The sequence below is a fragment of the Pseudomonas sp. NY15374 genome (genome assembly GCF_048068255.1).
Taxonomy (GTDB): domain Bacteria; phylum Pseudomonadota; class Gammaproteobacteria; order Pseudomonadales; family Pseudomonadaceae; genus Aquipseudomonas; species Aquipseudomonas machongensis.
In genome coordinates, this window is record NZ_JBLUPZ010000004.1 from 301,658 (window position 1) to 314,279 (window position 12,622).

The window sequence follows — 12,622 nt, forward strand, 5'->3', positions numbered from 1 at the left end:
GGACCTCAAAACATGCGGGGCTACAGCATGAAAAACCCCATTAAATTCTAACCCCTTACCCCTCTGCAAGCCAGGCCATATGCCGGTTTTATTCAGTAAATACGGTGGTTAAAGCGGTGGATAGACCAACGGTTCGGGGCGGATCTGGCTTGCAACCTGGCCACCCCAAGTTGGGGTGCCACTCCCTCGCTGCAGGTTTATCTCCATGCATGCGTGGGCTCTTGCAGTTCTGAGTTCGTGACGCAGTGTGTTGATCTCCTGGTTGAGCTCCCAGTTGATTTCCACCAGTTTCTGCATGTCTTCGTGCGCCTTCACAAGCTGTTGGAATGCTTGCTCGTTTTCATGTCTGAGCAACACGACCTGGTGCGCGGTCATCTCCTCGCGGCTGGGCATTCCCAGTTCGAACCCCTCGTCGTCGATAAGCACCATGGGCGCCTCCTTCAAAAAATGCTGTATGTGCATACAGTATCACTGGGGTGGAGGCCTGCCGAGCCCTGCCCGCTGAGCGGTGCTGACCCAGCGCGCGCAATCGTCCCCCCGCCACGCCTGCGGGCTAAACGTGTGGGAAATTCCGCGCCCCTGCATGGCGATGAGAGACCGTGCGGCATTGGGGCTGCTGGGTCTTTTCGAGTACGGATCGTTCTGCGAATCCCTGCACCTGGAGCGTTTTCCACAGGCCGGCACAACTGTCATTCACGACGGCAGCTGCGGGTCCATGTTTAGCGTCCCGTCCGAGTTATACGTTATGTATGTCAAGTGCTCATATTCTATATCTTGGTAGGACTCGTCAAACTTTGCCTGATAGAACTTAAAATTAGCTCGACGATTGGCTTTACAATGCTCGGATATTTTTTTAATGATTTGAATTTTCACCGTGTCGGGAGTTTTTATGCCGAAGATGATCCCGTCTAGCTGGTGAAAAGAATAGCTGACGAGACGCTCCTCACGTGTTAACTCTACTCCTGCGAGTATGACCCGGGCTTCAGTTTCTTTTTCCCAGTGCGCGGTTTTGTTAGTACAGCTCTGCAGAAATTCCTTGCTGTGGGTAGGCCAGACTTCTGCCGGGGTTTTGTAGAGGGACGAAGCATTTTTACTAACGATTCCCGATTCATCGGTGTACCAGTAGGAAAGAGCCCAGTCTTTATTTACTGCCAGTAGCGAGTCGAAAAAATTGGGCCCCCTGTATTCTGGCTTGTAATTTACCTCGATTAATGGAAGGGTTAGAGGCATATTCAGATAGTATTCATCCTTTGGCCTACCATAGTGATAGCCTTGGATGTATATAAATGGCAATTTTTTGAGGGTCAGCCCCTCATTTGCACCTGCCGTCGCGCTGTTATAAATCAGGCATATGCCTTTGTGGTTGTCCCCGTAGGAGCCCCAGATCGCCGAGTTGGAGCAGCTCTTCATAAAGCAGGCTACGTACCAGCGGGGATACATCAGGTAGTCGAGGTGGTTTGAGAATTCCTCAGGAAAATTTACAAACAGGCGATGGGCGTTCGAATCTAATTCTACTTCTCTAAAAACACTGCCTCTAATCGCTTGCTGTTTAAATTTCGTCTTAATTTCGATGTATTTTGCTAGGTCAGGTGAAGCGCCTTCTTTAGCAATTTCCCCGGCACGCAAGCTAATGTATGCGAGGAAATTTTCCCTGCTTGCTATATACATGATTGTTTCATGTATCTTGAGCTCGGCATGAAGTGCTTCGAATATGTAGCCAAGTATGGCGGTGTGAAGCGTTGATAGATGAGCGGACAGTTCTAGTCGGGAAACGCTCCGCTGGGAGTTGGCAAGCGACTCGATGTACATTTTTATTGCATTGCACGATTGGACTGAAGCTATGGCTTGCTTAATGTAATCTTGTGATGTCTCAGGGAAATTTGAGGGCTTGAGATCTATATGCATTTCACCTTTGTTGGGGCCAGCATAACGATCAATTACGGCCTCATACAGTATCAGCGTGTAGTGCTTAATTAAGTTTTTCCAAGCGACTACATCCCCCAAGAAAAAGGTTTCCCGGTGCCCTTCAAGAGGGTCGTTCAGTTCCTCTGGCGATGCGAAATAGATGGTGAGCTCGTCAAGCTCTCCTGCTCGGGCTTCAGCTTCTTGCGTGGCAGGCCGACCCAGCAAACGTTCAGCAGTGCGAAACCGGAAATACTGACTCATCGGAGGACCTCAAGAGTGGGGTCCGATCGATCATACGGAGCCATCCCTACTAATCAAGATTTTGATCGAAGGCCTGTGATGGCGCTTGACGTCAGTAGACGCTCATTGAGAGGTGCCCTGGGAAAAAGGTAAGTTTTCGTTGAAAGGGCTCGGTGTGGGCTGAGATGCCCGGATTTACTGGGCTTGGTCGCTAACCTTCGATGGTTAGGAATGGTTAGGACTTAGGTTAGGAGTTTTCAACTGCCTGATTTTAAAGGGATTTTTTTTTGAGGACCTGACTATAGGTAAAGGTAAGGAAATTACTATTACTTAACCAAAACCTAACTTCAAGAGGTTTTCTGGAGGCCAGAAATGGAGAGGGATGCAGCCTGTTCGCATGAAACCTAACCGACCTAACCTTTTTCCGATGGGTCAACATCAAACGTTGGTCGCCCCTAGGGGGAGGCTGATTGAGGGTGACGCGCAGATCTGCGCTTGCTCACACCTCTTGGTACGTGCGTTGGTACGTGCGCGCTCGAATGAGCATCAAGAAACGCACGTAAACCATTGATTTGAATGGTGCCGGCACCAGGAATCGAACCCGGGACCTACTGATTACAAGTCAGTTGCTCTACCATCTGAGCTATACCGGCACAGGGGCGTCATTATAGCGATCGGTTGGCTGCTGTAAACCACTTCCTTGCATTCAACGCGAAATCGCCTAAGTCACCGCCCCAAAAGGAGAAAATCCTACCAGCCGCGGTGGATGGTGTTGACGCTCGGTTCAGGCTCTGCGGGGTTGAAAAACAGCTTGTGGTTGTCGCAACCGCGCTTGCGGCAGCGGTCGTCCACTCGCAGGGGCAGGCCGCGGTCGCCGCCGAGCTGCATGCCGGGGGTTTCCCAGTCCAGGTTCGAGGTCTTCGGGGTGTAGCTGCTGCTACTGCTGGAGCAGCCGCTCAGGGCCAGGCCAAGGGCCAGAAGGGTGAAAGGCGTGGTGTATTTCACGTGTCGAAATCCGTTCATCTATCAATCTGGGTTGCGAATGCGCTGGATGGTGCCACCGCAGGCCATGTAGCAGCTGTCGTAATCGCGGCCGCAACTGTAGCTGGATGAGCTGCCGAATGGGTAGCTCGGCTGGTAGCAGTTGTGACGCGCTTCCTTCTTGCTCTTGCCGGTCTTGCAGTACTGGTAGGCACGCATTTCGGCCTGGTACAGGGCGCGCTGGCTGTTTTGTTCCAGACGCTCCAGTTGCTGGCAATGCCTGCGCTCGCTCGAGCAGCTGTTGATGCAGTTCATGCCATGCGCGCTGGGCGGTGGCGAATACCTATACGTGTAACTCGGGCCGCAGCCGCTGATCAGCCAGGTGGCCAGCAGTACGGCGAGTAAACCTTTGTGGGGCAAATACATGGGTGTTGCAGTCCTTGATCATTCCTCGCTGAACTCCAGCAGGTCGCCGGGTTGGCAGTTCAGCGCGCGACACAGCTTCTCGAGGGTTTCGATCTTGAAGCCCTTGATCTTGCCGTTCTTCAGCAGCGACAGGTTCGCTTCCGTTATACCGATGATTTCCGCCAGGTCCTTGGAACGGATCTTGTTCCGAGCCATGACGACGTCGAGGCGGATGATTATCGGCATAAGGGGTGGCTAGACATAACAGTTGTGTTCATCGCTGATGGTCTTGGCGTCACGCATGAGCAGCGAGAAGGCGCAGAGCAGAATGCCTTTCATGATCTCGTAGACAGCCTCGGATGATACACCGATCGACACGCTGAAGCTCCTTTCGCCAGCAGGCAGGTCGATGGCCAGTGCCAGGCCCTCGAAGGTGCCGATCAGCGACCAGAGCAGCGGCGAGCCGATGCACAGCAGGCCGACCCACCAGAGCAGGCGGATGTTGGGCAGGGTCCAGGTCTGGCCCTTGGACAGGCGCATGAAGAAGATGCCGGTCAGCAGCAGGGCGAATGCCGAGATGGCGGTGGGAATCAGGTCGAGGAAGAAGACCAGGCCGATCGCCAGGTGAGACGGTTGGTAGCCTTCGGCCAGGAGCAGCGGCATCTGGTCGCCGTAGGCCTGCAGGTAGGCGGAAACCATGGTGGGGTAGTCGAGCAGCCAGAGCAGCGGCGTGCCGCCGAACTCGACGGCAGCGGTGGTCCAGGCCAGAAGGGCGGCCAGGGCGCCGATGGTGCGCAATCGGGAGCGCGCATAGGCGACGGATCTACTGTTCATGGGGTGCCTCCGTACAGTAATGAACGGAGCGGATTATTCTTGATAAATTATCGTAATACAATAATTTATTTTTGGTTTTGTGCTTTTGCGACGCTTTGCCGCAGTGGGAACTTTAACCAGGTGTGGGAGCGGGTTTACCCGCGAAAAAGACACCGCGCTGCCTGGCACGGGCTACGCCCGTGTTCGCGGGACCAGCCCGCTCCCACAGGGAATGGGCTGGCCTTTAGATTCTGAACAAGACAGTTGCTGCAAGGGGCTTGCGTCGGATCCGGGATTTGGCTTATGCACAAGCGGCATGCAGGCGCTGCGCGAAAGGCATGCCGAAGCGCTGCGCCGTTGGTCTTTGCGCAAAGGCCTGTTTTTGCTGGCGTTCGCTTACTGAAGGGAATAAGCGAAGCGTGTGAAATAGCCGGTGGATCCAATAAACCGTGAATTTCATCACAAGCTTGTTCACAGACTTATCCACAGGTTGTCCGGCTAGTTTCGCTCGCCCAGCAGCAGCAGGTTGCGGGGTGTCAGTGGGTAGTCGCAGAACACACCCAGGCGCACGTTGTAGCCGTTTTCCTGAAGAAACAGCGCACGATCGAGTACCAACCACAGCTCCAGCGGGCGACGGAACAGGTTGCGCAGCAGTTCGAGGTTGCGCACTTGCGCCAGTCGTTGCCAGCCAGCGGCCTCCAGGGCGGCCCAGTCGGGGTTGCCGCTCAGGGGTACTTCGCGCAATGCGGCAAGGTCGCGGCAGTAGTCTTCGAAGGATTTTTCCAGCCAGGCCGTGGGCAACGAGGGCGTGGGCAGGTACTCGTCGGTCTGTCGTTGCTGGCGTTGCAGCAGGTCGAAGCCCAGGCGGCGGGCCATCGAGGTGTCGCGCTGGCGACGGGTGCGGGCGCTGGAGGTGACGGCTTCGCTCAGCGGCAGGCCCAGGTCGGTGATGCTCAGGTGCAACTGCGAGGCTTGCGCGGGGCCCGACAGGGCCTGGTAGTGCTCGGCCTGGATGCGGTTGTAACAGCATGGGGCGACGGCGATCTGCCGGCAGCCTCGGGCGCTGGCCAGTTGCAGCAGGCGCACGTGCAGGTCGCCGCAGGCGTGCAGGGCGACCACGCTCTTGTTGCCGTCCAGGTGATGGGCGCTGTCGCTGGCCATCACGTCCTGCTGCACGTGGCTGGCGCGCAGGTGGTGATGGTCGCTGAGGGTTTGGCCGGCGCTGACCAGTGCGGCGTCATATTCCAGGCAGGTGAGCTGCTGGCCGGGTTGCAGCAGGCGACGGCCCAGGTGGCCCTTGCCGGAGCACCAGTCCAGCCAGTGGTGGGTGGGCTGGCTGAAGCTCAGGTGGCTGCCAAAGGCTTCGATCTGCTGCCACTTGCGGCCGGGGACGTGGACGTTCAGGCGGTGGCCGCCCGGCGGCAGTGGCGCCTGGGGCAGTTCGCCGACGTTCGACAGTTGCAGGGCTTGCTGCGCGAGCTGCGGGAAGGGCGCGGGGGCCGGCAAGTGTTCGAGGTGATGCTCGGCGGCTTCGGCCTGTTCCAGGGTGCGGTTGCGCAACCAGTGGGCGAGCTCGGGATAGCGGGATTCCCATTCCAGGTGCAGGGCGGTAAAGGGCCGGGGTTTCCACAGGGATTCGTGCTGGAGCAGGAACTGGTCCAGGGCCTGGAAGCGGGCGCTCAGCTGGTCGGGGTGGAGGAATGGGGTCGGGGGCATGGAGGGTGGTCGGTGGTGAGGCCTTCGCGGGCAAGCCCGCTCCTACAACAACCCTCCAATCATGCAGGGCAGCTGTGGTAGCGGACTTGCCCGCGAAAAGGTCAGCTCGGTTTCAGCTCACCGCCCCTGGCAGGCGTCGACGCGCAACCAGCGCTCGAGCAGCTTGAAGCCCTGCACCAGGACGAACGAAATCAACAGGTAGAACACGCCCGCGGCAAAGAAGATCTCCACCGGCAGGTAGGTGCGGGCGATGATCGTGCGCGCCATGCCGGTCAGTTCCAGCAGGGTCACGGTGCTGGCCAGGGCGCTGGCCTTGAGCATCAGGATCACTTCGTTGCTGTAGGCCGGCAGGCCGATGCGCGCGGCGCGCGGCAGCATGATGTAGAACAGCGCCTTGCCCCGCGACATGCCCAGCGCGCGCGCCGCCTCGATCTCGCCCTTGGGTATCGCCTGCAGCGCACCGCGCAGGATCTCGGCGATGTAGGCGGCGGTGTGCAGAGTCATGGTCAGTACGGTGCACCAGAACGGATCGCGCAGGTACGGCCACAGCGAGCTGCTGCGCACCAGGTCGAACTGCGCCAGGCCGTAGTACACCAAGAACAATTGCACCAGCAGCGGCGTGCCGCGGAAGAAGAAGATGTAGCCGTAGGGCAGGGCGCGTACGTACCAGTGGCGCGAGGAGCGGGCGATGCCCAGCGGGATGGCCAGGATCAGCCCGGCGATCACCGCGATGGCCACCAGCTCCAGGGTCAGGGTCGCGCCCTGGGCCAGGCGTGGCAGCCACTTGATGATGACTTCCCAGTTCATTGCGCGGCCCTCATGAAGCCGCGAGCGGCGCGTTTTTCAAGGAAGTGCATGCCGGTCATGGCGACGATGGTCAGGCACAGGTAGATGCACGCGGCGACGGCGTAGAAGGTGAACGGTTCCTTGGTCACGGTCACGCCGATCTGCGCGTGGCGCATGATTTCTTCGAGGCCGATCACCGACACCAGCGCCGTGTCCTTCATCAGGATCATGAACAGGTTGCCCAGGCCCGGCAGGGCCACGCGCCACATCTGCGGCAGGATGATCCGCGAGAGGATGCGCCCCTTCGACAGCCCCAGTGCCAGGCCCGCTTCACGGTGGCCCTTGGGGATCGCCAGGATCGCGCCGCGGAACACTTCCGTGGCGTAGGCACCGAAGCACAGGCCCAGGGCGATCACGCCGGCGGCGAAGGCGCTGAGCTCGAGGCCGGGCATGTTCAGGGCATCGCCGAGGCTGCTCATCAGCCCGACGGTGCCGAAATAGATCAGCAGGACCCACAGCAGTTCGGGCACGCCGCGAACCAGGGTCGAGTAGGTGCCGCCAAGCCATTGCAGTGGCTTGATGGGCGAGGTCTTGGCCAGCGCGCCGAGCAGTCCAAGGACCAGCCCCAGCAGCAAGGCACAGAGCGCCAGTTTTACGGTCATCAGGGTGCCAGCCAACATGGCCGGACCGAATCCGTGCAGGTCGATATTCATGGGCAGGGTGCGTTCAAGGGACCGGCACCGCGCAGCGGCGGTGCCAGTCGGGGCGTATCAGTAGATGCTGAACGGGAAGTACTTGTCGTTGATCTTCTTGTACGTGCCGTCGGCGATGATTTCCTTCAGAGCAGCGTTCAGCTTCTCACGCAGAGGGTCGCCTTTACGCACGGCGATACCGATCTTGTCGCTCTCTTCCACCGGGTCGCCCTTGAACTCGTAGTTCTGGCCGTCCTTGCTCTTGAGCCACTCGTACTGCACGTACTTGTCGGCCAGGATGCCGTCGATGCGGCCGGCGATCAGGTCCAGGTAGGCGTTTTCCTGGGTGTCGTAGAGCTTCACGTCGACATCGCTGCCGTAGTGGTCTTCCAGCCAGGTGCCGGCCAGGGTGGCGCGCTGGGTGCCGATGGTCTTGCCCTTGAGCGAAGCCTTGTCGGTCTTGAAGTCAGCGTTCTTCGGCGCGATGAACTGCAGCTTGTTGGAGTAGTAGGGGTCGGTGAAGTCCACGGCCTGCTTGCGCTCATCGGTGATCGACAGCGACGACACCAGGAAGTCGAACTTCTTGGCGTTCAGGGCGGGGATGATGCCGTCCCAGTCGGAGGTCACGACCGAGCACTCGACTTTCATCTTGGCGCACAGGGCGTCGCCGATGTCCTTGTCGAAGCCGACCACGTTACCGCTGGCATCCTTGTTGTTGAACGGCGGGTAGGCCGCCTCGATACCCATGCGCAGTTTTTCCGCGGCCAGGGCGTTGGCCGACATCACCAGCGTGGCGGCAGCGGCCAGGAGGAATTTCTTGTAGGTCTGCATGTGTTGCTCCGTTTAGCGGTGGCTGGACATGAATTGCTTGCAACGCGCCGAGGTCGGGTTTTCGAAGACCTGTTGCGGCGATCCTTGCTCTTCCACGAGGCCCTGGTGCAGGAAGACCACTTCACTGGACACCTGGCGGGCAAAGTTCATCTCGTGCGTTACCAGCAGCATGGTACGGCCTTCGTCGGCCAGTGCGCGGATAACGTTAAGCACTTCCTGGACCATTTCCGGATCGAGCGCCGAAGTCGGCTCGTCGAACAGGATGACCTTGGGCTTCATGGCCAGGGTGCGGGCGATGGCGGCGCGCTGCTGCTGGCCACCGGAAAGCTGGGCGGGATAGCTGTGACGCTTGTCGTAGATGCCGACCTTGTTGAGCAGCGCCTCGGCTGCTTCGATGGCCTCGGCCTTGCTCTGGCCGAGCACGCGGCGCGGCGCCTCGATGATGTTGTCGAGGATCGACATGTGCGGCCACAGGTTGAAATTCTGGAAGACGAAGCCGATTTCGCTGCGCAGACGGTTGATCTGGCGGTTGTCGGCGGCGATCAGGTCGCCGGTCTTGGTGGCCTTGAGCTTGAGCGCTTCGCCGGCGACGAGGATTTCACCCTGGTGCGGGTTCTCGAGCAGGTTGATGCAGCGCAGCAGGGTGGACTTGCCGGAACCGGACGAACCGAGGATCGAGATCACGTCACCGTCGCGCGCGGTCAGCGAAATGCCCTTGAGAATTTCCTGATCGCCGTAGCGTTTGTGCAGATTGCGGATTTCCAGCGCGGGCGTGGCCTGGGCCATGTGCGGTCCTCATGTGTTCGGGTGCGTTCCCAGCTGTTGGCGGCCTTCCTGGCGAGCGCAACGCTAGCATAGCGGCGTAATGGCGGCCAACCGGGTCGCAGCGGGCTCGGGTCGTTGGCGGGACAGTTTGTCGCATCGCTGCAGTGCAACGTCGCGCGGATGTCCGCAATGCGTTGCGCTTGGCACCGGAGCCTTGATGAAAAAAGGCGCGATGGTGCCAGTTTTGGGCGGGGGAGGGAAGGAGTTTTGCTTTTGTTCGGTGGTGCGCCCCCGCCCAAACCGTAGGAGCGGGCTTGCCCGCGAAGGCCACACCACCGACTCAAGGTTGCACGCCAAGGTTGCACCTTTTGTGCCCCTGATCGGTGCAAAGGTGTTACCAAGGACTACCTTTGGTGCGTTTGTAAGTGGGTATTTCAGTAATGCACACTTGGCCCGCAGGCCTGGATGGGCATTCGGTCAAACCCTGGCCAAATGCCCGCAAGGCCCCGCCATTCGGGACTGAGACATTATTCAGACGAATGATTTTCCGCGCTGGCGCACTTATTGCCAGCTGGAAAGCGCCGATTGCCAAGGCGTCTAAATCAACCCCTGGCGCGCTTCGTTATCAGCAATCGGGTGGTCCACTCCTTACAAAGGTAGTTTTATGAGCGGTAAGCACAATTCCAATGACCTCGCTCAGGGGCTCAAACAACGGCATGTCACCATGCTGTCCATTGCTGGCGTCATCGGCGCCGGTCTGTTCGTCGGCTCCGGCCACGCCATCGCCGCAGCCGGCCCGGCGGTCCTGCTCGCCTATGCCGCTGCCGGTACCCTCGTGGTGCTGGTGATGCGCATGCTCGGCGAAATGGCCGTCGCCTCGCCCGACACCGGTTCGTTCTCGACCTACGCCGACCGCGCCATCGGGCGCTGGGCCGGCTTCACCATCGGCTGGCTGTACTGGTGGTTCTGGGTGCTGGTGATCCCACTTGAGGCCAACGCCGCTGCAGCGATCCTGCATGCCTGGTTCCCGGCGGTCGACCTGTGGGCGTTCTCGCTGGTCATCACCCTGGCGCTGACCATCACCAACCTGTTCAGCGTGAAGAACTACGGCGAGTTCGAGTTCTGGTTCGCCCTGCTTAAAGTGCTGGCGATCATCGCCTTCATCGTCGTCGGCTGCGCGGCCATGTTCGGCATGGTGCCGGGCAGCCAGGTCAGCGGTGTCAGCCACCTGTTCGATACCCAGGGCTTCATGCCCAATGGCCTGGGGGCAGTGCTGGCAGCCATGCTGACCACCATGTTCTCGTTCATGGGCACTGAAATCGTCACCATCGCGGCCGCCGAGTCGAAGGATCCGGGCAAGCAGATCAGCCGTGCGACCAACTCGGTGATCTGGCGCATCTGCCTGTTCTACCTGGTGTCGATCTTCTTGGTCGTGGCCATGGTGCCGTGGAACGATCCGACCCTTGCGGAAAAAGGCTCCTACCAGACCGTCCTGAGCCTGATCGGCGTGCCCAATGCCAAGCTGATCGTCGACATCGTCGTGCTGATCGCCGTGACCAGCTGCCTGAACTCGGCGCTGTACACCTCTTCGCGCATGCTGTTCTCCCTGAGCAAGCGTGGCGACGCACCGGCCGTGGCCCAGCGCACCACCAAGGCGGGCACCCCGCACTGGGCGGTCATGTTGTCGACCGCTGCGGCCTTCCTGTGCGTGTTCGCCAACTTCGTCGCCCCGGCCCAGGTGTTCGAGTTCCTGCTGGCCAGCTCCGGCGCCATTGCGCTGCTGGTGTACCTGGTGATCGCCGTTTCCCAGCTGCGCATGCGTGCCCAGCGTGAAGCGCGCGGCGAGAAGATCTCGTTCAAGATGTGGCTGTTCCCGGGGCTGACCTGGGCGACCATCGCCTTCATCGTCGCTGTGCTGGTGGTGATGGCGCTGCGTGAAGATCACCGGATCGAGATCATCGCGACGGCCTTGCTGAGCATCGCCGTGGTGGCGGCAGGCCTCCTGCTGCACCGCAAGCGCGGTGCTGCCGGGCAGGTGGCGCTGGATAACTGATCCGCACCGCGTAAATGAAAAGGCCGCGTCCTGTGAGGGACGCGGCCTTTTTCATGGGCGGCGAATCGCGGTCCTGCTCAGGCGAAGCCTTGTTGGCGCCAGGCCTCGTAAACCGTGACGGCCACTGTATTGGACAGGTTCAGGCTGCGGCATCCGGGGCGCATCGGCAGGCGCAGGCGTTGCTCGGCGGGCAGGCTGTCCAGCACCTCGGCGGGCAGGCCGCGGCTTTCAGGGCCGAACAGGAAGGCATCGCCTGGCTGGTAGGCCACTTCATGGAAGGGGTGCGAGGCCTTGGTGGTGAAGGCGAACAGGCGCGGTTGCCCCAGGCTTTGCAGGCATGCTTCAAGGCTCTCGTGGCGCTTGAGCGTGGCATACTCGTGATAATCCAGCCCCGCACGACGCAGGCGCTTGTCGTCCAGCTCGAAGCCGATCGGCTCGATCAAGTGCAGGTCGCAGCCGCTGTTGGCGCAGAGGCGGATGATATTGCCGGTGTTCGGTGGAATTTCTGGTTGAAAGAGGATGACGTGAAACATGCACGGCTCCAGGCACGAAGATGACGAGCATTCTACCCTCGAACCGGACCCGCGTTCGAAGGCTTGGCCACGGGTGTTGCTGTCGATGGCGATCGTCGGCGTGATGGTAGGGCTGATGATCGGTCGCCTGACTACCCCCGAAGATCGTGTGCTCGAGCGCGTTGAGGCGGTTCAGGACGGCCTTGACCTGTGGTTCAACGCAGAGCCCAGGCTGCATGGCGAGAACGTCGAGGGTACGGTGGCCGTGGTGTTCCAGGCCGAGGGCAAGGCCCAGCGTGGACAGTTGAGCCTGCAGGGCAAGCCGGTGGGCTGGCGTTTGCAGCAGAGCGAGGAAGGGCTGGTGCTTACGGTGGTGGCCGCGCGTCCCCTGAGCGGTACGTGGGCCGCTGCAGAGGACGCTGGGCGCTGGCGGGTGCAGGTGAGGCTGCACGAATAAAAGAGGGGATGTCTCGGCCTGCCTGTACCAAGGTCCCCAAAACGGGCGATGTTGCGAATAAAAGAGGGAGTCCCGGCCTGCCTGTACCGAGGTCCCCGAAACGGGCGGTGTTGCGAATAAAAGAGGGAGTCCCGGCCTGCCTGTACCGAGGTCCCCGAAACGGGCGGTGTTGCGAATAAAAGAGGGGGATATCCCGGCCTGCCTGTACCGAGGCCCCCGAAACTGGAGATACAGTACCTATTGCAGGGGGCGTGCCAGTTTTGAAAGGCCCGGAAATACTGGGCTTTCAGGGCGGTTTTGCGGGGATTGGAGGGGATTTGTGCCTTGCCGAGGTGCAAGTGGCACAGGATCGGTGCATGAGGGGAGCGTGCGGCGGAGACTTGTAGAAGCTGGCTTGCCTGCGAAGCAAGCACCGCGGTGCATGGCACGGGCTACGCCCGTGTTCGCGGGACAAGCCCGCTCCCAC

Annotated in this window: 14 protein-coding genes and 1 tRNA gene; 2 read left to right on the top strand and 13 right to left on the bottom strand. The window is 60.0% G+C overall.

Annotated features, from left to right (window positions below):
• Positions 1–108: 108 nt before the first annotated feature.
• The 12 genes from ACNFHO_RS12245 to ACNFHO_RS12300 form a co-directional block, all read right to left on the bottom strand.
• Positions 109–429: a hypothetical protein gene (locus ACNFHO_RS12245; protein ID WP_416766469.1), complete on the bottom strand. Its 321-nt coding sequence runs from the start codon at positions 427–429 to the stop codon at positions 109–111.
• A gap of 264 nt (positions 430–693) precedes the next feature.
• A complete protein-coding gene (locus ACNFHO_RS12250) occupies positions 694–2,166 on the bottom strand; it encodes a hypothetical protein (RefSeq protein WP_416766471.1) in 1,473 nt (490 codons plus the stop codon).
• Positions 2,167–2,722: 556 nt separating this feature from the next.
• Positions 2,723–2,798: transfer RNA gene (locus ACNFHO_RS12255), tRNA-Thr, on the bottom strand.
• A gap of 97 nt (positions 2,799–2,895) precedes the next feature.
• Complete coding sequence (locus ACNFHO_RS12260; RefSeq protein ID WP_253781904.1) at positions 2,896–3,150, bottom strand: hypothetical protein; 255 nt, start codon at positions 3,148–3,150, stop codon at positions 2,896–2,898.
• Between the two features lie 21 nt (positions 3,151–3,171).
• Complete coding sequence (locus tag ACNFHO_RS12265) at positions 3,172–3,552, bottom strand: hypothetical protein (protein WP_125931219.1); 381 nt, start codon at positions 3,550–3,552, stop codon at positions 3,172–3,174.
• A gap of 18 nt (positions 3,553–3,570) precedes the next feature.
• Complete coding sequence (locus ACNFHO_RS12270; protein ID WP_043211003.1) at positions 3,571–3,777, bottom strand: helix-turn-helix domain-containing protein; 207 nt, start codon at positions 3,775–3,777, stop codon at positions 3,571–3,573.
• A gap of 9 nt (positions 3,778–3,786) precedes the next feature.
• Positions 3,787–4,365, bottom strand: coding sequence for a hypothetical protein (locus ACNFHO_RS12275; protein ID WP_054895538.1), 579 nt, complete (start codon positions 4,363–4,365; stop codon positions 3,787–3,789).
• A 477-nt stretch (positions 4,366–4,842) separates the two neighbouring features.
• On the bottom strand, positions 4,843–6,060 hold the full coding sequence (locus ACNFHO_RS12280) for a methyltransferase (RefSeq protein ID WP_414155889.1): 1,218 nt from the start codon (positions 6,058–6,060) through the stop codon (positions 4,843–4,845).
• A gap of 117 nt (positions 6,061–6,177) precedes the next feature.
• Entirely contained in the window at positions 6,178–6,867 is a 690-nt protein-coding gene (locus ACNFHO_RS12285) for an ABC transporter permease (RefSeq protein ID WP_125931221.1), read from the bottom strand.
• Positions 6,864–7,559, bottom strand: a complete 696-nt coding sequence (locus ACNFHO_RS12290) for an ABC transporter permease (RefSeq protein WP_063541434.1) — start codon at positions 7,557–7,559, stop codon at positions 6,864–6,866. The genes ACNFHO_RS12285 and ACNFHO_RS12290 overlap by 4 nt, the downstream gene beginning before the upstream one ends.
• 57 nt (positions 7,560–7,616) lie before the next feature.
• The gene (locus ACNFHO_RS12295) at positions 7,617–8,369 is read right to left on the bottom strand and encodes an ABC transporter substrate-binding protein (RefSeq protein ID WP_054895292.1); all 753 of its coding nucleotides are present in this window, start codon (positions 8,367–8,369) and stop codon (positions 7,617–7,619) included.
• Positions 8,370–8,381: 12 nt separating this feature from the next.
• Entirely contained in the window at positions 8,382–9,155 is a 774-nt protein-coding gene (locus ACNFHO_RS12300; RefSeq protein WP_065863893.1) for an ABC transporter ATP-binding protein, read from the bottom strand.
• Positions 9,156–9,798: 643 nt separating this feature from the next.
• Between ACNFHO_RS12300 and gabP the strand changes: the two genes are divergently transcribed.
• A complete protein-coding gene (gabP, locus tag ACNFHO_RS12305) occupies positions 9,799–11,187 on the top strand; it encodes a GABA permease (RefSeq protein WP_054895290.1) in 1,389 nt (462 codons plus the stop codon).
• A 77-nt stretch (positions 11,188–11,264) separates the two neighbouring features.
• Here the strand turns inward: gabP and trmL are convergent, their stop codons facing one another.
• Positions 11,265–11,720, bottom strand: a complete 456-nt coding sequence (trmL, locus tag ACNFHO_RS12310) for a tRNA (uridine(34)/cytosine(34)/5-carboxymethylaminomethyluridine(34)-2'-O)-methyltransferase TrmL (protein ID WP_112899365.1) — start codon at positions 11,718–11,720, stop codon at positions 11,265–11,267.
• Between trmL and ACNFHO_RS12315 the strand changes: the two genes are divergently transcribed.
• Positions 11,719–12,156, top strand: a complete 438-nt coding sequence (locus ACNFHO_RS12315) for a hypothetical protein (protein WP_416766476.1) — start codon at positions 11,719–11,721, stop codon at positions 12,154–12,156. The two genes, trmL and ACNFHO_RS12315, sit on opposite strands and share 2 nt — an antisense overlap.
• The last annotated feature ends 466 nt before the right edge of the window (positions 12,157–12,622 follow it).